Origin of the sequence: Streptomyces sp. NPDC048442 (assembly GCF_040651475.1) — a bacterium.
Taxonomy (GTDB): Bacteria; Actinomycetota; Actinomycetes; order Streptomycetales; family Streptomycetaceae; genus Streptomyces.
Window position 1 is genome coordinate 156483 of record NZ_JBEZKB010000017.1, and the last position, 23801, is coordinate 180283.

The 23801-nt window shown below is 71.7% G+C and carries 20 protein-coding genes; 12 read left to right on the forward strand and 8 right to left on the reverse strand.

Annotated features, from left to right (window positions below; genetic code table 11):
- Positions 1–50 precede the first annotated feature (50 nt).
- Positions 51–1808 carry an NAD+ synthase gene (locus AB0D18_RS24715; RefSeq protein ID WP_362422403.1) on the forward strand — a complete coding sequence of 586 codons (1758 nt, stop codon included), beginning with the start codon at positions 51–53 and terminating at the stop codon, positions 1806–1808.
- Between the two features lie 18 nt (positions 1809–1826).
- Here AB0D18_RS24715 and AB0D18_RS24720 read toward each other — a convergent pair whose 3' ends face one another.
- Positions 1827–2981, reverse strand: coding sequence for an endonuclease/exonuclease/phosphatase family protein (locus AB0D18_RS24720; RefSeq protein WP_362422405.1), 1155 nt, complete (start codon positions 2979–2981; stop codon positions 1827–1829).
- 325 nt (positions 2982–3306) lie between these two features.
- Here AB0D18_RS24720 and panB point away from each other — a divergent pair, with 325 nt between their 5' ends.
- The 3 genes from panB to AB0D18_RS24735 all read left to right on the forward strand — a co-directional run bounded on the left by panB (position 3307) and on the right by AB0D18_RS24735 (position 6276).
- Positions 3307–4179, forward strand: coding sequence for a 3-methyl-2-oxobutanoate hydroxymethyltransferase (gene panB, locus AB0D18_RS24725; protein WP_362422408.1), 873 nt, complete (start codon positions 3307–3309; stop codon positions 4177–4179).
- A gap of 190 nt (positions 4180–4369) precedes the next feature.
- Positions 4370–5422: an ATP-binding cassette domain-containing protein gene (locus AB0D18_RS24730; protein WP_362422411.1), complete on the forward strand. Its 1053-nt coding sequence runs from the start codon at positions 4370–4372 to the stop codon at positions 5420–5422.
- A complete protein-coding gene (locus AB0D18_RS24735) occupies positions 5419–6276 on the forward strand; it encodes an ABC transporter permease (RefSeq protein WP_362422414.1) in 858 nt (285 codons plus the stop codon). The genes AB0D18_RS24730 and AB0D18_RS24735 overlap by 4 nt, the downstream gene beginning before the upstream one ends.
- 83 nt (positions 6277–6359) lie before the next feature.
- Here AB0D18_RS24735 and AB0D18_RS24740 read toward each other — a convergent pair whose 3' ends face one another.
- Positions 6360–9806, reverse strand: coding sequence for a BTAD domain-containing putative transcriptional regulator (locus AB0D18_RS24740; protein ID WP_362422416.1), 3447 nt, complete (start codon positions 9804–9806; stop codon positions 6360–6362).
- Between the two features lie 328 nt (positions 9807–10134).
- On the opposite strand from AB0D18_RS24740, the gene AB0D18_RS24745 reads away from it, so the two are divergent.
- Positions 10135–10941 carry a site-2 protease family protein gene (locus AB0D18_RS24745; RefSeq protein ID WP_362422419.1) on the forward strand — a complete coding sequence of 269 codons (807 nt, stop codon included), beginning with the start codon at positions 10135–10137 and terminating at the stop codon, positions 10939–10941.
- Here AB0D18_RS24745 and AB0D18_RS24750 read toward each other — a convergent pair.
- Entirely contained in the window at positions 10938–11198 is a 261-nt protein-coding gene (locus tag AB0D18_RS24750) for a hypothetical protein (protein WP_362422422.1), read from the reverse strand. The genes AB0D18_RS24745 and AB0D18_RS24750 overlap by 4 nt on opposite strands.
- A 12-nt stretch (positions 11199–11210) precedes the next feature.
- Entirely contained in the window at positions 11211–11981 is a 771-nt protein-coding gene (gene npdG, locus AB0D18_RS24755; protein WP_362422425.1) for an NADPH-dependent F420 reductase, read from the reverse strand.
- A 95-nt stretch (positions 11982–12076) separates the two neighbouring features.
- Between npdG and AB0D18_RS24760 the strand changes: the two genes are divergently transcribed.
- A complete protein-coding gene (locus tag AB0D18_RS24760) occupies positions 12077–12685 on the forward strand; it encodes a hypothetical protein (protein ID WP_362422428.1) in 609 nt (202 codons plus the stop codon).
- 347 nt (positions 12686–13032) lie between these two features.
- Positions 13033–14400, forward strand: a complete 1368-nt coding sequence (locus AB0D18_RS24765) for an MFS transporter (protein ID WP_362422430.1) — start codon at positions 13033–13035, stop codon at positions 14398–14400.
- A gap of 9 nt (positions 14401–14409) precedes the next feature.
- Here AB0D18_RS24765 and AB0D18_RS24770 read toward each other — a convergent pair whose 3' ends face one another.
- Complete coding sequence (locus tag AB0D18_RS24770) at positions 14410–14652, reverse strand: hypothetical protein (protein WP_362422433.1); 243 nt, start codon at positions 14650–14652, stop codon at positions 14410–14412.
- 77 nt (positions 14653–14729) lie between these two features.
- Here AB0D18_RS24770 and map point away from each other — a divergent pair, with 77 nt between their 5' ends.
- Positions 14730–15587 (forward strand): type I methionyl aminopeptidase, encoded by an 858-nt coding sequence (map, locus tag AB0D18_RS24775; RefSeq protein ID WP_362422436.1) that lies wholly within the window; start codon positions 14730–14732, stop codon positions 15585–15587.
- A gap of 168 nt (positions 15588–15755) precedes the next feature.
- Entirely contained in the window at positions 15756–16406 is a 651-nt protein-coding gene (locus AB0D18_RS24780; RefSeq protein ID WP_362422439.1) for a biliverdin-producing heme oxygenase, read from the forward strand.
- Between the two features lie 69 nt (positions 16407–16475).
- Here AB0D18_RS24780 and AB0D18_RS24785 read toward each other — a convergent pair whose 3' ends face one another.
- From AB0D18_RS24785 to AB0D18_RS24795, 3 genes are all read right to left on the reverse strand, one after another.
- Positions 16476–17132, reverse strand: a complete 657-nt coding sequence (locus AB0D18_RS24785) for a PhzF family phenazine biosynthesis protein (protein ID WP_362422442.1) — start codon at positions 17130–17132, stop codon at positions 16476–16478.
- Between the two features lie 237 nt (positions 17133–17369).
- Complete coding sequence (locus AB0D18_RS24790; RefSeq protein WP_362422444.1) at positions 17370–18980, reverse strand: HtaA domain-containing protein; 1611 nt, start codon at positions 18978–18980, stop codon at positions 17370–17372.
- 71 nt (positions 18981–19051) lie between these two features.
- Positions 19052–20518, reverse strand: a complete 1467-nt coding sequence (locus AB0D18_RS24795; RefSeq protein WP_362422447.1) for an HtaA domain-containing protein — start codon at positions 20516–20518, stop codon at positions 19052–19054.
- A 245-nt stretch (positions 20519–20763) separates the two neighbouring features.
- Between AB0D18_RS24795 and AB0D18_RS24800 the strand changes: the two genes are divergently transcribed.
- From AB0D18_RS24800 to AB0D18_RS24810, 3 genes are all read left to right on the forward strand, one after another.
- On the forward strand, positions 20764–21747 hold the full coding sequence (locus AB0D18_RS24800; RefSeq protein ID WP_362422450.1) for an ABC transporter substrate-binding protein: 984 nt from the start codon (positions 20764–20766) through the stop codon (positions 21745–21747).
- A gap of 67 nt (positions 21748–21814) precedes the next feature.
- Positions 21815–22867: an iron ABC transporter permease gene (locus AB0D18_RS24805; protein ID WP_362422539.1), complete on the forward strand. Its 1053-nt coding sequence runs from the start codon at positions 21815–21817 to the stop codon at positions 22865–22867.
- Positions 22864–23718: a heme ABC transporter ATP-binding protein gene (locus AB0D18_RS24810; RefSeq protein ID WP_362422453.1), complete on the forward strand. Its 855-nt coding sequence runs from the start codon at positions 22864–22866 to the stop codon at positions 23716–23718. The genes AB0D18_RS24805 and AB0D18_RS24810 overlap by 4 nt, the downstream gene beginning before the upstream one ends.
- Positions 23719–23801 lie beyond the last annotated feature (83 nt).

The following is a 23801-nucleotide window of genomic DNA, read 5'->3' on the forward strand; positions in this document are numbered from 1 at the left end:
CGAGCCGTCCGCCAGGGCATCGCGTCAAGTAGACGATTAGACTGGCGGGCGTGCCTCAACTACGTCTCGCTCTGAATCAGATCGACTCGACGGTCGGCGATCTCGCCGGGAACGCCGAGGCGATTGTCCACTGGACCCGGCACGCCGCCGAGCAGGGGGCGCATCTGATCGCGTTCCCCGAGATGGCGCTGACCGGCTACCCCGTCGAGGACCTGGCGCTGCGGTCGTCCTTCGTCGACGCCTCCCGTGACGCCTTGCGCGCGCTCGCCGTGCGGCTCGGCGAGGAGGGTTTCGGGGACATCCCGGTCGTCGTCGGTTACCTCGACCGGGCGGCGAAGGCCAAGACCCGCTACGGCCAGCCCGCGGGCGCCCCGCAGGACGCCGCCGCCGTACTGTACGGCGGCCGGGTGGCGCTCTCCTTCGCCAAGCACCATCTGCCCAACTACGGCGTCTTCGACGAGTTCCGGTACTTCGTGCCGGGCGACTCGCTGCCCGTGATCCGGGTGCACGGCGTGGACGTCGCGCTCGCCATCTGCGAGGACCTCTGGCAGGACGGCGGCCGCGTCCCCGCCGCCCGTACCGCCGGGGCCGGGCTGCTGCTGTCCGTCAACGCCTCCCCGTACGAGGTGCACAAGGACGACACCCGCCTCGACCTGGTGCGCTCGCGCGCCCGGGAGGCCGGCTGCACGACCGCGTACGTCGCGATGACCGGCGGCCAGGACGAGCTCGTCTACGACGGCGACTCGATCGTCTGCGACAAGGACGGCGAAGTCATCGCGCGCGCCCCGCAGTTCAGCGAGGGCAGCATGCTGCTCGATCTGGAGCTGCCCGCCGCGAGCGACGACCCGGTCACCGGAATGGTCGACGACGGCCTGCACGTCGACCGCGTGGTGCTGAGCGCCGAACCGCTCCCGGCGTACGACGCCGAGCTGACCGGCGGCTACTCGGCGCGCCTGGAGGACACCGAGGAGATCTACACCGCGCTGGTCGTCGGGCTGCGCGCGTACGCCGCGAAGAACGGTTTCCGCTCGGTCCTGATCGGGCTGTCCGGCGGCATCGACTCCGCCCTCGTCGCCGCCATCGCCTGCGACGCGGTCGGCGCGCAGAACGTGTACGGCGTGTCCATGCCGTCCAAGTACAGCTCGGACCACTCCAAGGACGACGCCGCCGAACTGGCCCGCCGTACCGGACTGAACTACCGGACCGTCGCCATCGGCCCGATGTTCGACGCGTACATGGAGGCCCTCGGCCTGACCGGTCTCGCCGAGGAGAACCTCCAGTCCCGGTTGCGCGGCACCACCCTGATGGCGCTCTCCAACCAGGAGGGCCACATCGTCCTCGCCCCGGGCAACAAGTCCGAGCTGGCGGTGGGCTACTCAACGCTCTACGGCGACTCCGTCGGCGCGTACGGCCCCATCAAGGACGTCTACAAGACGTGGATCTTCGAGCTCGCCCGCTGGCGCAACAAGGCCGCCGAGGAACGCGGCCAGACCCCGCCGATCCCGGAGAACTCGATCGCCAAGCCGCCGAGCGCCGAGTTGCGCCCCGGCCAGGTCGACACCGATTCGCTCCCCGACTACGACGTCCTCGACCGGATCCTGGAGCTGTACGTCGACCGGGACCAGGGGCTGGAGGCGATCGTGGCCGAGGGCTTCGACCGCGCGCTGGTCGCGAAGACGCTGCGGATGGTGGACACGGCGGAGTACAAGCGCCGCCAGTACCCGCCGGGCACCAAGATCTCCCCGAAGGGCTTCGGCAAGGACCGCAGGCTGCCGATCACCAACAGGTGGCGGGAGTCGGCGGGTTGATCCGTTGAGTTCGTACGGCTAGAACTTGACCCGTGCCGCGATCGGCAGATGGTCGCTCGCCGTCTGCGGCAGCGTCCACGAGGACACCGGTTCCACGCCCCTGACCATGATCTGGTCGATGCGCGCCATCGGGAACGCGGCCGGCCAGCTGAAGCCGAACCCGTCGCCCGCCGCGCCCTGCGTGGAGCGCATCTGGGCGGTGATGCCGTTGAGGGCGCGGTCGTTCATGGTGCCGTTGAGGTCACCGAGCAGGACCACCCGGCGCACCGGCTCGCGGGCGATGGCCTCGCCCAGCGCGTCGGCGCTGTCATCGCGCTGACCTGCGGTGAAGCCCGCATTGAGCTTGACCCGTACGGACGGCATGTGGGCCACGTACACCGCGACGTCGCCCTTCGGCGCGGCCACCGTGGCGCGCAGCGCGCGCGCCCAGCCGAGCTTGATGTCGACCTTGCGGGTGTCGGTCATCGGGTACTTGCTCCACAGCCCGACGGTGCCCTGCACGGTGTGGTACTTGTACGTGCCGCGCATGGCCTTCTCGTAGCCGGCGAGGTTGTCGCCCGCGATCTCCTCCAGGGCGACGACGTCCGCACCGGATGCGGCGAGGACGCGGACGGTGCCCTCGGGGTCGCTGTTCTCGGCGTTGACGTTGTGGGTGGCGACGGTGAGATCTCCGCCGGGTGTCGACTTGTCGGTGTAGAGCCCGCCGAAGAGGTTGAGCCACACGGCTGCCGGGAGGATCAGCGCGACCAGGGCGAGCGCCGAGCGGCGCAGCAGGGCCAGGACCAGCAGCAGCGGAACCGCGAGGCCGAGCCAGGGCAGGAACGTCTCGGTGAGGCTGCCGAGGTTGCCGACGGTGTTGGGGATCTCCGCGTGGAAGATCATCACGAGGGCGACCAGGACGGCGAGGACCGCGAGGAAGATGCCCCGGCGCCAGATGCGACGGTCGCCGCGCCAGCTGCCGCCGGCCGCCCCGCGCCAGCGGGAGCCGGTGCGGGTGCGGGTGCCGGTGCCGGTGTCGGTGCGGGTGTCGGTACCGGCCGCGGCATCGGCACCACCCGCGGCATCGGCTCCACCGACGGTGCCGGCGGCTCTGGCAGTGGCCCCGGAACCGGTCCTGGAGGGCTCGGCCTCCGGGCCGTCGTTTCCGGTGTCCGGCCTGTACGCCTGCGCCATTGAGCTGTCCTCACTTGCCTTTGCTGCTGCCTTGCTGCTGCCTTGCCCGTACGGCCCCCGACCCGCCCTTGACCCTAGGCGATGACCGGTACGCATCTCCGCCGCCATCCGGGGCGGTCGTACGGCGAGGAGGACGACCGGGCACCCGCCGGGGGTTCCGGTCCGGCGGCCGCACTCGCCCACTGTGACGAAACGCGCACAAAGACGCAGGTGGGAAGGGTGTCGACGCGGCCCACTTCCGGACGGGGGCCAGGGGTGCCTACGATGGATGCGGTCCGGAGACGCCGTAAGGGCGCTTCGAGATGACGAAGGAGCTGTACCAGCCATGACGCTTCAGGCTGCCCAAAACGCTGCACCCCCTCGTACCGCCGACCCCAAGGCCCTCTACGGGGGCACCGGCACGCGTCGGATCACCGTCCACCAGATCGCCGCCGCCAAGGAGCGCGGCGAGAAGTGGCCCATGCTCACCGCGTACGACGCGATGACGGCGTCCGTGTTCGACGAGGCCGGGGTGCCGGTGCTGCTCGTCGGCGACTCGATGGGCAACTGCCACCTCGGTTACGAGACGACCGTGCCGGTCACGATGGACGAGATGGCCTTCCTGTCGGCCGCCGTCGTACGGGGCACCACGCGTGCGATGGTCGTCGCGGACCTCCCGTTCGGCTCGTACCAGGAGGGCCCCGTCCAGGCCCTGCGCAACGCCACCCGCCTGATCAAGGAATCGGGCGTCGGCGCGGTCAAGCTGGAGGGCGGCGAGCGGTCGCTGCCGCAGACCGAACTCCTGGTGGCCTCCGGCATTCCCGTGATGTCGCACCTCGGCCTCACCCCGCAGTCGGTGAACACGCTCGGCTACCGCGTACAGGGGCGCGGCGACGAAGCGGCCCACCGGCTGCTGCGGGACGCGAAGGCGGCGCAGGACGCGGGTGCGTTCGCGCTGGTCCTGGAGCTGGTGCCGGCGGAGCTGGCCGCGGAGGTCACCCGCAGCCTGTCCATCCCGACGATCGGGATCGGCGCGGGGGCGGACACGGATGCGCAGGTGCTCGTCTACACGGACATGGTCGGTCTGACGGGGGGGAAGGTGCCGCGGTTCACGAAGCAGTATGCGAATGTGCGGCAGACGTTGGGGGACGCGGCGCGGGCCTTCGCGGACGAGGTCGCGGGGGGGTCGTTCCCGCGGGAGGAGCACACCTTCCACTAGGCGTGGGCGGTAGGGAGGGGTGCGGCTCCGCGTGGGGGCCGCCCCCTTGCCCACCCGTTCCGCCCCCGGGGGCGGCCCCGCTGCCCAAGGAGGCTCGGGGGCAGGGGGCGCGGGGCGCGTGTCGGTGATCTGTCGGTGGCTGGAAGGGTCTGTCGGCTGATTGTCAGTGGGGGCTGCTCCAATGGCGGACATGACGCGATACGACAAGAAACCGGACGGCGGCAGCGTCCGCACCGGCAGCACCACCCACGCCATCGAAGTACGCGGCCTGGTCAAGCACTACGGCGGGACCAAGGCCCTCGACGGCATCGACCTGGACGTCCGCGAGGGCACCGTGCTCGGTGTCCTCGGGCCCAACGGTGCGGGCAAGACCACGCTCGTACGGTGCCTGTCCACCCTGGTCCAGCCGGACGCCGGCACGGCGACGGTCGCCGGGTACGACGTGGTCCGCCAGCCCCGCCAGCTGCGCCGCACGATAGGCCTGACCGGCCAGTACGCATCGGTCGACGAGAAGCTCTCCGGCTGGGAGAACCTCTACATGATCGGGCGGCTGCTCGACCTGTCCCGCAAGGACGCCCGCAAGCGCTCCGACGACCTCCTGGAGCGGTTCTCGCTCACCGAGGCGGCGAAGAAGCCCGCCGCGCAGTACTCCGGCGGTATGCGCCGCCGGCTCGACCTGGCGGCCTCGATGATCGGGCAGCCCGCAGTGCTCTACCTGGACGAGCCGACCACCGGCCTCGACCCCCGCACCCGGAACGAGGTGTGGGCGGAGGTGCAGCGGATGGTCGGCGAGGGCGTCACCGTCCTGCTCACCACGCAGTACATGGAGGAGGCCGAGCAGCTGGCGAGCGAGCTGACCGTCATCGACCGGGGGAAGGTCGTCGCGGAGGGCAAGGTCGACGAGCTGAAGGCCAGGGTCGGCGGACGGACACTGCAGATCCGCCCCAGCGACCCGGCCCAGCTCCAGGCCATGGCAGGCACGTTGCGCGAGGCGGGCCTGGACGGCATCGGGGGCGTCACGACGGTCGCCGAGGAGGGCCTGCTGTACGTGCCGATCCTCAGCGACGAGCAACTGACCGCGGTGATCGGCCTGTTGGGGTCGCGCGGTTTCGCGATCGCCGGCATCGGCACGGACCTGCCCAGCCTGGACGAGGTGTTCCTGGCGATCACGGGCGAGAAGAGCAGCGAGAGTGACGCGCTCAGCGACGAGCTCAGCGACGCGAAGGAAGAGGTAGCGGCATGAGCACGGCCACCCTGACGAAGCAGGAACCCGGGCAGCAGCAGCCGCCCCGGCCGGCCGTCGTCGTCGACGGCAATGAGGGCCGGATCGGCCTGCGCGCCAACCTGCGGCACATCGGTGCCCTCGCCCGGCGCAACATGCTCCAGATCAAGCAGGACCCCGAGTCGATGTTCGACGTCCTGTTCATGCCGATCATCTTCACCCTGCTGTTCACGTTCGTCTTCGGCGGCGCGATGGCGGGCAAGGGCAACCAGGACGCCTACGTCAGCTATCTGGTGCCCGGCCTGATGGCCATGATGGGCCTCAACGTGTCGATGGCGGTGGGCACCGGCATCAACGAGGACTTCCAGAAGGGGGTCATGGACCGGTTCCGGACGATGCCGATCGCCCGTTCCTCGGTCCTCATCGCGAAGATCGTCACCGAGATCGGCCGGATGCTGGTCGCCTTCACGATCCTGCTGATCGTCGGGTTCATCCTCGGCCTGACGGTCGCGACCTCGCCGCTGCACGTGCTGGCAGCCGTCGGCCTGTCGCTGGCCTTCGGCGCCTCGCTGATGTGGATCTTCATCCTGATCGGGCTCTCCGTGAAGACGGCGCAGGCCGTACAGGGAATCGCGATGATCGTGCTGATGCCGCTCCAGTTCGGCTCGTCGATCTTCGCCAAGCCGGAGACGATGCCCGGCTGGCTGCAGACCTTCACCGACTACAACCCGCTGTCCAACCTGGCGGACGCCTCGCGCGGTCTGTTCCTGGGCAACCTGGAGATGCGCGACGTATGGATGGTGCTGGGCTGGGCCGTGGTGATCACCGCGGTGACGGCGCCGCTGGCGATCTCCAAGTTCCGCAAGAAGACCTGAGGTCGAGAAAGCCCGAGGTCGAGAAAGCCTGAGGTTGAGAAAGCCTGAGGTTGAGAGGGCCTGAGGTGAAGAAAGCGTGAGGTTCAGTCCTCGCCCACCCCTGCCGTCCGGTACTGATCGCGTCGAGTGCGTACGAGGGCGCCCGCCTGCTCCTCGGAGAGGCGGGCGCCCTCGGCGTACGCCGCCCGGTACGCGGCGTCGCCGAGCACGGAGCGAGCCGTCCGCTCGGTGTGATCGCGGATGCCGACCTCCTGCGGGTCCGAGTAGTGGCCCTCGGGCAGCAGCGCCGCGTACGCCCCGAGCAGCCGGGCACCGTCCACGGCCAGGGAGCCGTCCGCGGCGTCCTCGCGGGTGGCGAGGCCGACCAGGGAGGCGGCGCCGCCCATCAGGTGCACGGCGATGGTCTGCGGGGCGATCATCCGTGCCACCGCGTCCCCGGACCTCTCCAGGGCTCGTACGGTGAGTTCGAGGGACTCCTCGAACTTGCCCTCCAGGTTGCTCACCCAGGCCAGCAGCCCCAGCGCGATCCCGTCGAAGAGCCCCAGGTTGCCGCTCGCGAACTCACCGCGCAGGAATTCCAGTTGCTCCCGCGCCTCGACAGGGCGGCCGGTGCGCCCCAGCCACGTCGACAGGATCAGGCGGGCCGCCGGATATCCCTCGTACCCCGCCAGGTCCCGGTCGGCGAGGATGTCCCGCAGAATCGCCTCCGCGACGTCCCCCTCCCCCCTCTCGATGAGCACCCCGGCCAGCCGGGCGCGCAGCACCGCGGTCTGGGAGTGGGCCTCGGACTTCTCGGCGTACTCCGTGGCGGCCCGGTAGGCCTCGGCGGCGGCCGCGTACTCACCGCACCGCTCGTAGGCCTCTCCGCGCGCGGAGAGCGCTTCGGCGCAGCCCCAGGCGTCGCCGAGCCTGACGAAGATCTCCAGGCTCTCCTCGGCGTCCCGCTGGGCCGCACTTGCCTGGGCGCTGAGGTTGGCCATGAGGTTGGCGCGCAGCTGGAGGGTGAATGCCAGGTCCCACTCGTACCCCAGCTCGCGGCAGACCCGCGCGGTGACGTTGAGTACTTCGTACAGGAAGGACACGCTGCTGCCGGTCAGGATGGCGGCGAAGAACCACAGCGACCCCGGCTGGCGGCAGGTCTGCGGGAGGCCCGGCCGGTACGTGGCGACGACGCGGCTCAGCCAGGCGATGGACTCGGGCGTGGCCCAGGCGTCGTGGTCGTGGTCCATGTTGGCCATGTGGATCAGCCGGACACCGCGTCTGGCCTCCTGGAGGAGCGCGGGGGACATCGGCGGCGGGGCGTCCGTGCACCGCTCGTACAGCGGTTCGGCCTCGACGATCGGGGCGTCCACCGCGAACGGGTCGGGGCTCAGCTCCATGGCGGCGCCGGCCCAGTGCCGGGAGTCCGTGCGCAGGTCGCGCATCTGCCAGTACCAGGCGAGGGAGTGCACCAGGCACAGCACCTCGTGCTCGTCGGTCGCGGCGGCGTGCCGCAGCGCGGTGCGCAGGTTCTCGTACTCGCCCTGGATCAGGGCGACCGAGCGCTGCTGGGCGTGACTGCGGAGCAACGGGTCGGTGGTGCGGGCGAGTTCGCGGTAGTGGACGAGGTGGCGGCGCTCGGCCCCGGCCCGCGCCCCGGACTCTTCCAGCCGCTCGGCGGCGTATTCGGCGACGGTCTCCAGCAGGTGGTAGCGCATCCCGCCGTCGCCCTGCGACGGTGCGGCGACGACGAGGGACTTGTCGACGAGCGAGCCCAGCAGGTCGAACGCGTCGGGCCCGCAGACGGCCTCGGCCGCCGCGAGGTCGCAGCCGCCCGCGAAGACCGACAGCGCGCACAGCACGCGCCGCTCTTCCTCGTCGAGGAGCTCCCACGACCAGTCGACGACCGCCCGCAGCGTCTGCTGCCTCGGCAGTACGGTCCTGGCGCCGCCGGTGAGCAGCCGGAACCGGTCGTCGAGCCGGTCGGCGATCTGTCGGGGGGTGAGCATCCGCAGCCGGGCCGCAGCGAGCTCGATGGCGAGCGGCAGCCCGTCGAGGCGGCGGCAGATCTCGGCGGCGGCGTCCGGGTCGTCGTCGATACGGAACCCGGGCCGGGCGGCGGCCCCGCGGTCGCCGAACAGCCGCAGCGCGACGTGCGGCGGCAGCGGGTCGACCGGGCGGACCCACTCCCCCGGCACGCCGAGGGGTTCGCGGCTGGTGGCCAGGACGGTCAGGCCCGGACAGTGGGCGAGGAGGTGCTCGGCGAGGCGGGCGGCTGCGTCCACCAAGTGCTCGCAGTTGTCCAGCAGGAGCAGCATCCGGCGGCGGGAGCAGTGCTCGGTGAGCCGCACGAGGGGGTCGTCGGCGTGTCGGTCGGCGGCCCGGATGCTTTCGGCGCCGGCGCCGCGCAGGACGGTCTGGCGGGCACCGAGTGCGTTGAGGACGGCGTCGGGGACGGCGTCCGGGTCGTCGACGGGCGCGAGTTCGACCATCCAGACGCCGTCGGGCCAGGGGGACGCGGCGGGGCCGGGGGCGACGGTGCGTACACCGGCAGTCTCTGGCGTCTTGGGCGTCTCTGGCATCTCCGCCGCCTCCGCCGCCTCCTGCGAGAGGCGCGTCTTGCCCGCGCCGCCGGGGCCCAGCAGCGTCACCAGGCGTGCCCGCGCGAGATCGCCCCGGATCGCGCCGATGTCGGCCTCCCGGCCGACGAAGGAGGTGAGGCGGGCGCGGAGGTTGCCGCCGGGCGGAGCGGGAGGTGCGGAGGGGGTGGGCGGTCGGGGGCCCTCGGCCCGCACGGGCGCGTTCTTGACGGCGGGCACCTCGGCCGGTTCCAGCAACTCCGCGTGCAGCGTGCGGAGTTCGGTGGACGGGTCGACGCCGAGGCGGTCGGCGAGGTCCTTGCGTACGTCCTCGTACGCGTCCAGTGCCTCCGCCGTGCGGCCCGCCGCGTGCAGGGCGCGCAGGCGCAGGGCCTGGAGGGGTTCGTCGAGAGGGTGGGCCTCGCAGAGTGCGACCAGTTCGGGGAGTACTTCCTGTGCGCGGCCCAGCGCGAGGGAGGCCGCGAGGCGGGCGCGCCGGGCGTCGAGCCGGCGGGCCGCCCAGCGGGCCGAGTCGGCGGCGTGCTCCGGCAGGTCGGCGAGGGCGGGGCCGCTCTGCCAGAGGGAGAGCGCGTCGTCGAGGAGGGCGACGGCCTTCGTCGGGTCGGCCTCGGCGAGGGCGCGGGTGCCTTCGGTGGTGAGGCGTTCGAACCGGTACAGGTCGACGTCGTCGGGGTCGGCGGCGAGTGCGTAACCGCCGTCGACGGAGGTGACCGCTTCCCGGCCGATGCTGCGGCGCAGCCGGGCGATCAGGGCCTGGACGGCGGCGGGGGCGTCGGCGGGCGGGGTGTCCGCGTCACCCCACACGTCGCCGACGAGCACGGCCACCGGAACGTGCCGGCCGGGTCGCAGCGCGAGCGCGGTCAGGGTCGCACGCAGGCGGGTACCGCCGAGGGGCACGGGAGTGCCGTCGTCCTGGAGGGCTCGGGCGGGGCCGAGGATCTGATAGCGCACGCAGACATTGTCGCTGGCGGGGACGAGCGTGTGTGGTCGGGAGCGGTTGCGCTCCGCGTGGGGGGCAGCCCCGCTGCCCAAGGCCGGCTTGCGGGTAAGGGGCAGTCTTTTAGGGGCGCGGGGAACTGCGCGACCAGCCACGACGCACCCGCACAATGCCCCACTGCCCAAGGAGGCTAGGCATTCAATCTGCCCCGGAACCTCTGTGCCGGTGCCGGACGTTGGTCTCGTAACACCGGTACGGTCGAGGCCGCCGGAAGCCCACACCCCGTACCCCGCACCCGGTACCCCGCATCCCCGCGTCCGCCCACTCCCAGGAGCCGCCCCCATGACCACCGCCATCAGCCGCAAGGATCGCCGGGTCAGCCCGGTCTTCCTCGGCATCGTCGCCGTCATGGCGGTCACGGGATGGGCCGTCTGGACCGGCTTCGCGGCCTCCCCCGGCATCGCCGTGTTCCTGTTCGTGACGTCCGCCTGGATCGTCTCCCTCTGCCTGCACGAGTACGCGCACGCCCGCACCGCCCTGCACAGCGGCGACATCACCATCGGCGCGAAGGGCTATCTGACCCTCAATCCGCTCAAGTACACGCACGCCCTGCTCAGCATCGTGCTGCCGATCGTGTTCGTGATCCTGGGCGGCATCGGCCTGCCCGGCGGCGCCGTCTTCATCGAGCGGGGCCGTATCCAGGGCCGCTGGAAGCACAGCCTGATCTCCGCCGCAGGACCGCTGACGAACGTACTGTTCGCCGTCGTCTGCACGGCGCCGTTCTGGCTGGACGCCCTGGACGGCGTCCCGCTCGCCTTCCGCTTCGCGCTGGCCTTCCTGGCCCTGCTCCAGGTGTCGGCGGCGCTCCTGAACTTCCTGCCGGTGCCGGGGCTCGACGGGTACGGCGTGATCGAGCCCTGGCTCTCGTACAAACTCCGGCGGCAGATCGAGCCGTTCGCGCCCTTCGGGCTGCTGTTCGTCTTCGCGCTGCTGTGGGTGCCGGAGGTCAACCGGGTGTTCTTTGACGTGATCTACGCGCTCACGGGCGGGCTCGGTGTGAACGAGGTGGAGGCGTACTGCGGGCGTGACCTGTTCCAGTTCTGGACGCGGATCTGGGGCGACGCGACGCCGGCCTGTCCCACCTCCTAGACGGAGGCCGCAGCTGCTTCCTTCTCCACCTTCGCCTTGCGCAGGTAGTACCAGGTCATGTTCGACGAGACGCCCGCCAGCAGGATCCACACGATGCCAAGCAGGTTGCCCGCAGCGAAGGAGACCACGGCCGCGGCGACCGACAGAACGCAGACGACCAGGGCGTACAGAGCGAGGCGGGGCATGGGGGACGGCTCCTGTCCGATCAACGGGGGGACTGCGGGTGCTGCGGATGCTGCCCGTCCAGTGTCCCCCATGCCCGGATCGCCTTATACGTCGGTTCGCGCTTCGTCCTGTACGTCGGTTCGCGCTTCGTCCTGTACGTCGGTCACGCGCAGGCCCGCGTGCGCCTTGTAGCGGCGGTTCACCGAGATCAGGTTGGCGACCAGCGACTCCACCTGGTGGGCGTTGCGCAGCCGGCCCGCGAAGACGCCGCGCATGCCGGGGATGCGGGCGGCGAGCGCCTGCACCAGGTCGGTGTCGGCACGCACCTCGCCCAGCACCATCACGTCGGTGTCGATCTCCTCGATCGCCGGGTCCTGGAGCAGGACCGCGGAGAGGTGGTGGAAGGCGGCCGTGACGCGCGAGTCCGGGAGGAGCGCGGCGGCCTGCTCGGCGGCGCTGCCCTCCTCCGGCTTCAGCGCGTACGCACCCTTCTTGTCAAAGCCGAGCGGGTTCACGCAGTCGATCACGAGCTTGCCCGCGAGGTCCTCGCGCAGCGATTCGAGGGTCTTGGCGTGCCCGTCCCACGGCACGGCCACGATCACGACGTCGCTGCGGCGCGCGCACTCGGCGTTGTCCGCGCCCTCGACGCCGAGGCCCAGCTCGCCTGCGGCGGTCTGGGCGCGCTCGGCGGCGCGCGAGCCGATGATCACCTTCTGGCCGGCCCGTGCCAGCCGGTAGGCGAGTCCGCGGCCCTGGTCGCCTGTGCCGCCGAGGACGCCGACGACGAGACCGGAGACGTCGGGCAGGTCCCAGGGGTCCTTGACCGGCTTCTTCTCCGCTGCGGGCCGGGAGGTGGAGTCTGTGGTGGAAGTCATGGCCCGACCCTACTTGCAGGTACGCCAGCCCCGTCCGGGTGAGCCGGACCCGGACCCGCGGACACCGTCGCGCCGCGCACGGGAGGATCCCGCCCATGGATGCCGTGAGGGTCGCACTGCTGCGGGAAGTCCTGGCCGGTACGGAGTGGCTGGGCGCGACGCGGCGGTTCGCCGGGGTGCTGCGCAGCTCGGTGGTGCCGCAGGGCAGCGGGCTGCTGCTGGTCGGTACGGAGCGGTACGAGCCGTGGCACCTCGCCGCCCACCTGCTGGACGAGGCGGCGTGGTCGGGCCTGCCCGCGCTGGCCCCCACCCTCGTACGGCACGAGGTGGGCCGGCACGACCCCGCGCACCTTTCGGTGGGCCTGGGCAGGCTGGAGGCGGCCGGGCGCGGGGAGACGCTGTTGGTGGTGGCGCCCGGGGCGGCGGAGCCGGGACTGCTGGAGCGGGTGGACGGGGTGCGCCGGGCGGGGGCCACGGTGCTGGCCCTCTCCGGGGAGGGCGAGGGGGCCGAACTGGCCTCTCTGGCGCATGAGCTGCTCGCGGTTCCGCCGGCCGGGGAGGTGGACCTGGACACGGTCCAGCACCTGGTGAGTGCGGCGGCCGGGGAGAATTCGGTGCCGGGGCCACGGGGCGGGAAGCGGTTCCGGGACCGGGTGTCCCGCCTCGCGGAGCGGCTGACGGCGCCGCCGCCGGAGCGGTGGTAGGGGTTTGGGGCCGCAGCCGGCGCCGGTGGGGCCCGGGGCCCGGGGCTGCGCCCCGTCCGCGGACTGCGTCCGTGCGCCCTCCAACGCCGGGCGGGCCGGGCTGCCTACGGGCTGCCGACGGGCTGAGAGGGTCGTCGTGCGGGTGCGTCGTGGCTGGTCGCGCCCACGCGGCGGAGCCGCATATCAACACGGCCCCGCGCCCCCAAAAGATTGCCCCTCGCCCCAAACCGCCTTAGCCCCTAAACCCCCTTGGCCCGCCGGCCCCCTTGGCCCGCCGGCCCTCTTGGGCAGCGGGGCCCCGAAAACAAGTTGCCTGCGCCACCCATCCCGCCGCACCATGACCCCTCGTGGCACGAAAGCTCTCCTCCCTCCTTCCCGATCTCTCCCCCTGGCGCTCCTCCGCCGACTTCCGGCTGCTGTGGGTGCAGGGGCTGGTCGCGTTCTTCGGCAGTTCGATGGCTCTCGTCGCGCTGCCGCTGCAGATCGCGCACCTCACCGATTCCCCGCTGGCCGTCGGCGCGATCGGGGCTGTGGAGCTGGTGCCGCTGATCGTGTTCGGGCTGTACGGAGGGGCGCTCGCCGACGCCGTCGACCGGAAGCGGATCATCCTGCTGACGGAGGCCGGGCTCGGCGTGCTGGCCGTGGTCCTGCTGGTCAACGCGCTCCTCCCGGAGCCCATGCTCTGGCCGTTGTACGTCGTCGCCGCCGGGGTGGCCGCCCTCGCCGGGCTCCAGCGCCCGGCTCTGGACTCCCTCATGGCCCGGATCGTGCCGCACGACCAGCTGACCGCCGCCGCTGCCCTGAACGCGCTGCGCTGGCAGGTCGGGGCGATCGCCGGCCCCTCGCTCGCCGGGCTCGTCGTGGCGTCGGCGGGCACGCCGACCGCGTACGCCGTCACCGTCGCCGGGTTCGCCGCCTCCGTCGTGATGTGTCTGCGGCTCTCCCCCGCCCCGCCCTCGCGCGACGCGCAGAAGCCGTCGCTGCGCGGCATAGCGGAGGGTGCCCGTTACGCGTGGAGCAAGCCGGTGCTGCTCGGTACGTACGGGATCGACCTGGCCGCGATGTTCTTCGCGTTCCCGAACGCGATCTTCCCCTTCCTCGCGAAGGACCTGGACGCCGAGTGGTCGCTCGGCCTCATGTATGCGGCGATGCCGCTCGGCGCGTGTGTGGTCGGGCTGACCAGCGGCTGGGCGTCCAAGGTGCGGCGGCACGGGCGGCTGGTGGTCCTCGGGGCGACCGGCTGGGGTCTTGCCATGACCGCCGCCGGCTGGAGCAGCAACATCTGGCTGGTGCTGCTCTGCATCGCCTTCGCGGGCGCCGGCGACATGCTCAGCGGGCTCGGCCGCTCCACCATCTGGAACCAGACCATCCCCGAGGAGCTGCGCGGGCGGCTCGCCGGCATCGAGATCCTGTCCTACAGCTGCGGCCCGCAGCTCGGCCAGGTCCGCTCCGGTGCGGTGGCGGGCTGGACGGGCGTACGGGGCGCGGTGTGGAGCGGTGGCGCGGCGTGCGTCGTCGCGGTGGGCCTGCTGGCCGCCGTACTGCCCAAGCTGATGTCGTACGACTCGGAGACGGACGCGGACGCGGTACGCCGCCGGGCCCAGCGGGAGCGGGACGCGGAGCCGGTCGCCGGACAGGCCGCAGGACAGGCCGCTGAGCAGGCCGCAGGGCAGGCCCCGGGGCAAGCCGCAGAGCCTGCCCGTACGGCGGCGTAACGGCCGGGGTCAGGCCCCGCCCTCCTCCTGTCCGCCCTGCTGGGACCCCTTGTCGTGCCACTTCGGGTCGTTCTCCCACTCCAGGTTGCGCTCCCGCGCCGTCTCCATGGCGTGCTGCGCCTCCTGCTGGGTGGCGTACGGCCCGAAGCGGTCCTTCGAGGGGCACTGCGGGCCCTCCTCGACGGTTTTGTGCTCCAGGCAGTAGAACCACTCGCCGGGCTTGCCGGTGGTACGTCGTTTGAACAGGGCCATCGCCTTGACTCCTCGTGTCGTGAGCCGGTCCTCTATGACGCCATAGTGCCCCCGCGGCGCTGGCTAGACTCGTCGGCATGTCTGGCCAGTCGCTGCTCGTACCAGGGGAGCTCTCTCCCATCCGTTCCGTCCCCGGCAACATCCGGCGCCCCGAGTACGTCGGGAAACCCGCGCCGACGCCGTACACAGGGCCCGAGGTCCAGGACTCCGACACCGTCGAGCGGATGCGCATCGCGGGCCGCATCGCCGCTCAGGCGATGGAGGAGGCCGCCAAGCACATCGCGCCGGGGGTGACCACCGACGAGCTCGACCGGGTCGCGCACGAGTTCATGGTGGACCACGGGGCGTACCCCTCGACCCTCGGCTACCGGGGCTATCCGAAGTCGCTGTGCAGCTCGGTCAACGAGGTCATCTGCCACGGCATCCCCGACTCGACCGTCCTGAAGGACGGCGACATCGTGAACCTCGACGTCACCGCGTACATCAACGGCGTGCACGGCGACAACAACGCCACCTACTTCTGCGGCGACGTCGACGAGGAGTCGAAGCTGTTGGTGGAGCGGACCCGCGAGTCCCTCAACCGCGCGATCAAGGCGGTCAGGCCGGGCCGCCAGATCAACATCATCGGCCGCGTCATCGAGTCGTACGCCAAGCGCTTCGGCTACGGCGTCGTACGGGACTTCACCGGTCACGGCATCTCGACGTCCTTCCACTCCGGGCTGATCGTGCCGCACTACGACAGCCCGCACGCGACGACCGTGATGCAGCCCGGCATGACGTTCACCATCGAGCCGATGCTGACGCTGGGGACGCACGAGTACGACATGTGGGAGGACGGCTGGACGGTCGTCACCAAGGACCGCAGGCGCACCGCCCAGTTCGAGCACACGCTGGTGGTGACGGAGACCGGGGCGGACATCCTGACGCTGCCGTGAGTCGTGGACCGTTCGGGGTTTTTACCGACAGGGTGTCGGGAACAGATTGACTTAGGTAAGCCTAAGCAGGGAAGATCAGTGAGGGCGGGCGCCGTTGCCGCCACCACCGCTCTCCCCGTCCGCCCCCACCTGTTCCCATCCGGCCCCATCTGTCACCGGAGGTCCGCTTTGGACACCCTCTTCTCCACCCAGATCCGTGTCGCCTCGCACGAGCAGCACACGGAGGCGGAGACCTCGACGTTCATGGGCGACCTCCTCGGCGGCAGGCTCGGCGTGGACGCGTACACGCGCTACACCGAGCAGCTGTGGTTCGTCTACAAGGCTCTTGAGGACGCCGCCGGCTCGCTGCGGACCGACCCGGTCGCGGGCCCGTTCATACAGCCCGAGCTGATGCGCGTCGCCGAGCTGGAGCGCGACCTGACGCACCTGCGCGGCGCGCACTGGCGCGAGGGCCTTGTCGCACTCCCCGCGACGGCGGCGTACGCGGCACGTGTCACGGAGTGCGCGGTCACCTGGCCCGGCGGCTACGTCGCCCACCACTACACGCGCTACCTGGGCGACCTGTCGGGCGGCCAGATCATCCGCGACAAGGCCGAGAAGACCTGGGGCTTCGACCGCAAGGGCGACGGGGTCCGCTTCTATGTCTTCGAGGGCGTCTCCAACCCGGCCGCGTTCAAGCGGAGTTACCGGGAGCTGCTGGACAAGATCGCGGCGGACGAGCTGGAGAAGAAGCGCATCATCGAGGAGTGCAAGCGGGCATTCGACTTCAACGGGGCGGTGTTCAGGGAGCTGGGCGGTGAATTCCCGCTCAGTGCGTAGTTTTTGACGGTACGTCAGTGAGGGTGAGGCCCGCGCCGGTGTCGGCGCGGGCCTTCCGTGCTTCCGCCCTCACACCTGCGCGCCGAACCGGACGCGGCCGCCGAGCTCGATCAGGCCGTCCGGGCCCGGGGCGGTGAGGAGCTGGGAGCCCTTCCCCTGCCTGATGTTGAGGGCGCGGCCGAGCTGTGCGGTGAGGAGGAGGGCTGCGGCGCCCGTCGCCTCGTCCTCGTCGATGCCGTCGTCGCGACGGGGGAAGGCGCGGGCCCTGACGCGCCCGGCGGCCTCGTCCTCCCAGGCCCACGCGTACAGCCAGCCCTCGCCGGGCGGGGGCGCGGGGAGGGCGTCCACCTCGGCCGCGGTGGCGTACTGCTGGAGGGTGCGCGCAGGCGCCCACTCGGCGCGCGCCGTGATCCAGGTGAACTCGCCGTCCTGGCGCGCGAAGATCTCGCCGACGGCGAGCTCCAGCACCTCGATGTCGAGCAGCCAGGCGGCGCCGACGAGGGGGTGCCCGGCGAAGGGCAGCCGGAAGGTGGGTGTGTAGATGTCGAGGACCCCGCGCTCGGGGTCGTCGACGAACACGGTCTCGCTGAAACCGAGTTCACGCGCACGGGCCTGCCGGGCGTCTTGGCCGGGATAAGTGCGGGGCGCGTCCCGCACCACACCGAGGGCGTTGCCGTGGGTGCCGTCGGGGGCGCAGAACACGTGGAGTACGTCTAGGTCATTCACGGCGGCATTGAAGCATGGGGGGCCGGGGGCGGGGCGGAGGTGGGGGTGGGGCGGAGGAGGGGGTGGGGGTGGGTGAGGGCCGGTGGTCGTCGTGCGGGAGCGTCGTGGCTGATCGCGCAGTTCCCCGCGCCCCTAACTGCCGCCCCTTAGCCCCCTAGCCTCCTTGGGCAGCGGGGCCGCCCCTCCTGCCCTCCCCCTAGCCTCCTTGGGCAGCGGGGCCGCCCCCCATCAAACCCCTCAGCCCTGCACCCGCCGCTTTCGCGCCGCGAACACCACGGCTCCGCCGGCAACTGCCAGCGCCCCCGCCGCCCCCACCAACACACCCGACGGTGCCGAAGCGCCCGTCGCAGCCAGGTTGCCGCCGACCGAGCCGCCTCCCAGGCCGCCGCCGACACTGCCGCCACCGGTCGTACCCGCACCGCCCGTGGAGCCGCCCGCCGTACCCGCACCACCGGCGGAGCCACCCGGCAGCCTCGCCCCCTCCTCCACCGACACCGCAACCGTCAGCGCATCCAGCTCCTGCCCCGCCTTGTACATCCCGCCGAACGCCTTCGAGCCGCCCGCCGTCAGCTTCGCCGGCACGCCCGCGAGCTTCACCACGCCGTCCACGACGGACAGTTCACCCGCCGGGGTCAGATCCGCGATCGTCAGCGCCTTGAAGGTCTCGACCTTCTTCGTCGCACGGTCCTTCGTCGACACGTCGGCGACCAGCGTCCCCCTGCCGCCCTTCACCTCGACCTTGAACGCGGAGAAGTTGAGGTCGAGGGTGTACTCGCCGCCCTCCTCGTGACCGACGAAACGGACCTTGCCGGCGAAGGCCGCGGAGAGGTTCTGCTTCTCCGCGTCGAAGGAGCCCTTGCCCTTCGGGAAGCGGAAGCCGACGCCGGACTTCACCGCGCCGCCGGAGAGCTCGACCTTGCCGTGCGCGATGGGGCCCGTGACGTAGTCCCGGAAGCGGCCCAGTACACCCCAGTCGAGGTTGCCGTCGACGACGGCACCCTGCTCGGCCCCGGCCGGCGGGCCGACCGGCGGCTTTGCCTGGCCCGGGTCCGAGATCGGGGGCGCGGTCGGGTCGAGGGGCGGCTTCGTCGGGTCCAAGGGCGGCTTCGTCGGGTCCAAGGGCGGCTTCGTCGGATCCACCGGCGGCCTGGTCGGGTCGACCGGCGGCTTCGTCGGATCCACCGGCGGCTTCGTCGGCTCGCCGCCCCTGTCGGCCACCACCGAGAGCGTGGCCGGGTCGAGCTTGTCGCCCTCCTTGTACTGACCGTTGAACGCCGTCGAGCCCGCCTTCGTCAGTGTCGCCGGAATGTCCTTGAAGACCATCGCCCCGCCGGCGCCCTGACCGGGCTTCACCGCGGACAGGTCGAGCGCGGCGAGCTCCACGTCGTCCTGGACGACGAACTCCTTGCTGCCCATCGGCTTCGACCTGACGTCGGCGGTGATCGCACCGGCCTTGCCTGCCGTGCCGACCTTCAGGTCCGAGAGCGTGACGTCGAGAACGCCCTCGTGGGCGGTGAAGTGCACCGAGCCCTTGAAGCCGGTCTGCGTGCCGTGCGTCTTCATGTCGTACGTGCCGACACCGTCGACGAAGGTGAACACACCGTTGTTCGCGGCCTGCTCGGCACCGCCCGCAACCGTGATCCTGCCGCCGGAGAACGGCGAGGCCAGGTACGTGCGGAAGGACTCCTTGAAGCCCCAGTCCAGCGTGCCGTCCTTCAGCTTGATCTGGGCCGGGGGCCCGGCCGGCGCTTCGGCGGCGGTGGCCGGGAGAGCGAAGGCGGTGGCACCGACGGCGGCCACCGTGGCTACGGCTGCGGCGAGGGCTATCGGGCGACGGTTGGCTGCCATGTTCCGGGAACTCCTAGAGAGGCGGGGAGTGGAGGGGAGGGGAGAAGAGGGATGCTGCGTGCGGGAGTTGGTCAACTCGCGGCGGTACCGCTGCCGCTGCCGCTGCCGCGCCTGCGGACCGCGAAGTACACGACCCCCGCGCCAAGCACCAGGACGACCGCGCCGATGGCGACGTACATCCCGCTGTTCGAGGAAGCGGAGGCGGATGTGGAGGTGGAGGCGGAAGCGGCCGTCTTCGCTGCCCCCGAAGGCTTCTTCTCGGCCCCGGCACCCGCCGCAGCCGACTTCGTGTCGCTGCCCAGGTCCGGCAGGGCCGGCAGCTTCGCCTTGTCGTCGACGGCGACGGCGAGCGACACCGGGTCCATGTCGGTGCCCGCCCGGTACATCGAGCCGAACGCCTTCGCGCCCTGCTCGGTCAGCTTCGCCGGGGCCTCGGCCAGGTCGACCAGGCCGTCCTTGGCGGTCAGCGCCTTCGCCTCGAAGGTGACCAGCGGCACGGCGGCCGTCCGGACGTCCTTCTTCGACCGGAGGTCCTTGGTCGCGACGTCGGCGGCCAGGGTGCCCGTGCCGTCCGCGACCTTGACGTTGACCTTCGAGAGCGTCAGGTCCAGGTGCGCGCCGGAGAAGCGGACGCTGCCCGCGAAGGCCGCGTCGAGGGTCTGCTCCGTACTGTCGTACGCGCCCTTGCCCTGCGGGAAGCGGAACAGTGCGCCGCCGTCCAGTGCGCCCCCGCCCAGGTCCCACTTGCCCTTGGAGAGGGGGCCGGTGACGTACTCGCGGAAGGTGCGCCGTACGCCCCAGTCGACGGCCGCGTCCCGGAAGGCGCCGGACGCCGCGTCGCCCGCGGGCTTATCGTCGGGCTTCTCGGCATCGGACTTCTTCCCGTCCGGGGTCTTCGCCGGTTCCTTGGCCCCCGCCGCCACGTCCGCCGACAGGCTGACCGGGTCGAGTGCGGTGCCCGCCGTGTAGTAGCCGGCGAAGGCGCTCGCGCCCTGCGAAGTCAGCGTCGCGGGAACGTTGTTGAGGGCGACCGGGCTGCCGCCGCCCTTCATGTTGATACCGCCCACGGCGAGGGAGGCGAGCGGGATCTGCGCGGAGCTGGTCACCTTCCCGGTGGCCTTGCTCCTGCTGGTGACGTCCGCGAAGAGGGTGCCGCTGCCGCCGGAGATCCTGACGGTGGGACGGCTGAGGGTGAGGTCCAGTTCGTGGGTGCCGTCCGGCTTCTGGTGGCCGGTGAAGCGCACCCCGCCGGAGAAGCCGGAGCTGAGCGCCCCGCTGACCGGGTCGTACGAACCGGAGGCCGAGTGGAAGCGGAACTGGCTTCCGCCGACGGTCGCGGCCCCGCTCCGGAGGGTGAAGTTCCCCTTGGCTATGGGCCCGGTGACGTAACTCTGGAAGGAGGACTTGATCCCCCAGTCGAGCCTGCCGCCTTGTACGGTGCGCGCCGCCGCACTGGCTGCGGAGGCCGGGAGCAGAGCCCCGAGCACGGCCGCAAGGAGCGCGACGGCGCATGCGCGGGCCGATCCGGTCGACAACATCAGGGTCCCTCCGAGGTCTGGCAAGCGAGGTAAGGCTAACCTAAGCTATGCCCGACCTGGTCCGGAACCCTCCGCACCCTGACGAATCGGCCGGACAGCAATAACTCCCCCGCAACAGCAGCCACTTGAGCCCGTAAGAGACAGTCCGCAGAGACAGTCCGCAGAGACCGCAACAGAACAGGACGGTGCACTCCGTGCGAACGCCGGCCGCATCCCCGCGCCCCTCACGCCTGGCAGGCGCCCTGATGTCCGTGCTCGCCCTCGCCGTCGCCGCCACCGGCTGCGCCGCCGTCCCCGAGCCCGACGGGTACGCACCGCCGAAGGCCGAGGGCCAGCAGGCTCCCGACCGCGTCGAGCCCCTCGCCACCGCACCCGGACCCCAGCTGCCCGTCACGGTCGCGTCCGCCGACGGCAAGCGGGTCAAGGTCACCTCCACCGACCGGATCGTGCCGCTGACCGGCAGCCTGAACGAGATCGTCTTCACCCTCGGTCTCGGACAGAACGTGGTGGCCCGCGACATCACCGCCACCTTCGAGCAGGCCAAGGCCCTCCCGGTGGTGACGCGGGCGCACGACGTGTCGGCGGAGAGCGTCCTCTCCCTGAAGCCGACGGTCGTCCTCGCCGACACCACCACGGGACCCGCCGAGGCGGTCGCCCAGATCCGTGACGCGGGCATCCCCCTCGTCGTCGTCGAGCCCGCCAAGGAACTCGCCGACGTCGACAGGCGCATCGACGCGGTTGCCGCCGCGCTGGGCGTGCGGCCGGCCGGTGCCGAACTGAAGAAGCGGACCCAGGAACGCATCGCCGCCGTCCAGAAGGACATCCCGAAGCCGAAGGACGGCAAGAAGCCGCGCGTGACGTTCCTCTACCTGCGCGGTTCGGCGTCCGTGTACCTGCTCGGCGGGCGCGACTCCGGGGCGGCCTCGCTCCTGGAGGCGGCCGGTGCGGTCGACGCGGGCAAGGACTCCGGGCTGAACAAGGACTTCACCGCGATCACGAGCGAGGCGCTGGTGAAGGCCGCGCCCGACGCGATCCTCGTGATGAGCAAGGGGCTCACGTCCGTCAACGGGGTGGAGGGACTCCTCAAGGTCCCCGGAGTCGCCGAGACCCCGGCCGGCGTGGACCGCCGCATCGTCTCCGTGGACGACGGCGTGCTGCTCAACTACGGCCCACGCACGGACCAGGTCCTCAAAACCCTCGTCGATCAGCTCTACGGCAAGGACAAGTGACCCGGTGACCTCCACTCCCGAGGCAGCACAGGACACGAAGCCTCAACCCGCCGCCCCCGCCGACGACTTGAAACCCACCCCGGCCCGAAGGCGCTCCAGCACCACCTTCGCCCTCACCGCCGGCCTGGCCCTCGCCCTTCTCCTGCTGGCTCTCGTCTCGGCCGGGCTCGGGGCGTACCACATCTCCGCCGGCGACGTCCTCGCCTCCGTACAGCACCGCGTCGGTCTCGGTGGTGGGCCCCTGGACCGGGTCGGTGAGAGCGTGTTGTGGAACATCCGGCTGCCCCGTGTCGTCCTCACCCTCCTCGTCGGGTCGTCCCTGGGCTGTGCGGGTGCGCTGATGCAGGGCGTGTTCGGCAATCCGCTCGCGGAGCCCGGGGTCATCGGCATCTCGGCCGGTGCGGCGGTCGGTGCGGTCGCCTCGATCGCGCTGGGGCTGAGCTTCTTCGGCAACTGGACGGTGACGTTCTGCGCGTTCGCCGCCGGTCTGATCACCGTGCTGATCGTGTACGTACTGTCGCGCTCGGGCGGCCGGACCGAAGTGGTCACCCTGATCCTCACCGGCATCGCGGTGAACGCCTTCGCGGGCGCGTTGATCGGCCTGTGCCTCTTCTTCGCGGACAACGCGCAGCTCACCCAGATCACGTTCTGGCAGCTCGGCTCGCTCGCCCAGGCCACCTGGCCGAAGGTCATCGCCGTGCTGCCGTGCGCGCTGCTCGGGCTGCTCGTCGCGCCGTTCTACGCGGGGAAGCTGGACCTCCTCGCGCTCGGCGAGCGCCCGGCCAGGCACCTCGGCGTGGACGTCGAGCGGCTGCGCACGGTGCTCGTGCTGGTGGTGGCCCTGCTGACGGCCGCCGCCGTCGCCGTGGCGGGCATCATCACCTTCGTCGGTCTGCTCGTCCCGCACCTGCTGCGGATGGCCAACGGCCCCGGGCACCGCTTCCTGGTCCCCGGCAGCGCCCTGGGCGGTGCGCTCGTACTGCTCGCAGGTGACCTCGCGGCCCGTACGGTCGCCAGTCCCGCGGAGCTTCCGCTGGGTGTGCTGACCGCGCTCTTCGGCAGTCCGTTCTTCTTCTGGCTGCTGCGCAGGACCCGTCGCAAGCAGGGTGGTTGGGCATGAACAGCACATGGAAGTCCCTCTTCTCCCCGGGGCGCAGCCGCAGCCTCCCCTCCCCCGTCGTGCGCGGCAGCGCCGCCGTCGAGGTGTCCGCCCTGCACGTACGGCTCGGGCAGCGCGAGGTGCTCTCCGGTATCGACCTGGACGCCCGCGCGGGCGAGGTCCTCGCCCTTGTGGGCCCCAACGGGGCGGGGAAGTCGACCCTGTTGGCGGCGGTGGCCGCCGATCTTCCCGCCTCCTCGGGCACGGTACGGATCGGCGGCCGGCCCGTCGGCGACTGGAGCGCACCGGAGCTGGCCCTGCGCCGCTCCGTGCTCCCCCAGTCGGCGGCGCTCTCCTTCCCCTTCCCCGTCGAGGACGTCGTACGGATGGGGCGCGCACCCTGGGCGGGCACCCCGCTGGAGGACGAGGACGACCTGGCGGTCGCGGAGGCCATGGCGGCCACCGAGGTCACCGGGTTCGGGCCGCGCCCCTTCGAGGCGCTGTCCGGCGGCGAGCGTGCGCGGGTCGCGCTCGCCCGCGTACTGGCGCAGCGCACCCCCGTACTCCTGCTCGACGAGCCGACCGCCGCCCTCGACCTGCGCCACCAGGAGCTGGTGCTGCGGGTCTGCCGGGAGCGGGCGGCGGCGGGGGACGCGGTGGTCGTCGTACTGCACGACCTCGGGCTCGCGGCGGCGTACGCGGACCGGGCGGCCGTCCTGCACGGCGGGCGGATCGCGGCGTGCGGGCCGCCCGCCGAGGTGTTCGACGAGGAGCTGCTGAGCCGGGTCTACCGGCAGCCGGTCGAGGTGCTCGCGCATCCGCGCACCGGTGCCCCGCTGGTCATCCCGAGGAGGACCGCACAGGGAATTTGACCTCCTCTTGACCCGACGCCGAGGTGCCCATGGGGCTCCCGTGACCGCCTCGTACTCGTGGGACCCAGGTGAGATCTGAATCA

Coding starts and splice junctions, on each gene's coding strand:
- AB0D18_RS24720 (WP_362422405.1), bottom strand. CDS start 2,981: ATGGCGCAGGCGTACAGGCCGGACACCGGAAACGACGGCCCGGAGGCC.
- panB (WP_362422408.1), top strand. CDS start 3,307: ATGACGCTTCAGGCTGCCCAAAACGCTGCACCCCCTCGTACCGCCGAC.
- AB0D18_RS24730 (WP_362422411.1), top strand. CDS start 4,370: ATGACGCGATACGACAAGAAACCGGACGGCGGCAGCGTCCGCACCGGC.
- AB0D18_RS24735 (WP_362422414.1), top strand. CDS start 5,419: ATGAGCACGGCCACCCTGACGAAGCAGGAACCCGGGCAGCAGCAGCCG.
- AB0D18_RS24745 (WP_362422419.1), top strand. CDS start 10,135: ATGACCACCGCCATCAGCCGCAAGGATCGCCGGGTCAGCCCGGTCTTC.
- AB0D18_RS24750 (WP_362422422.1), bottom strand. CDS start 11,198: ATGGGGGACACTGGACGGGCAGCATCCGCAGCACCCGCAGTCCCCCCG.
- npdG (WP_362422425.1), bottom strand. CDS start 11,981: ATGACTTCCACCACAGACTCCACCTCCCGGCCCGCAGCGGAGAAGAAG.
- AB0D18_RS24760 (WP_362422428.1), top strand. CDS start 12,077: ATGGATGCCGTGAGGGTCGCACTGCTGCGGGAAGTCCTGGCCGGTACG.
- AB0D18_RS24770 (WP_362422433.1), bottom strand. CDS start 14,652: ATGGCCCTGTTCAAACGACGTACCACCGGCAAGCCCGGCGAGTGGTTC.
- map (WP_362422436.1), top strand. CDS start 14,730: ATGTCTGGCCAGTCGCTGCTCGTACCAGGGGAGCTCTCTCCCATCCGT.
- AB0D18_RS24790 (WP_362422444.1), bottom strand. CDS start 18,980: ATGGCAGCCAACCGTCGCCCGATAGCCCTCGCCGCAGCCGTAGCCACG.
- AB0D18_RS24795 (WP_362422447.1), bottom strand. CDS start 20,518: ATGTTGTCGACCGGATCGGCCCGCGCATGCGCCGTCGCGCTCCTTGCG.
- AB0D18_RS24800 (WP_362422450.1), top strand. CDS start 20,764: ATGTCCGTGCTCGCCCTCGCCGTCGCCGCCACCGGCTGCGCCGCCGTC.
- AB0D18_RS24810 (WP_362422453.1), top strand. CDS start 22,864: ATGAACAGCACATGGAAGTCCCTCTTCTCCCCGGGGCGCAGCCGCAGC.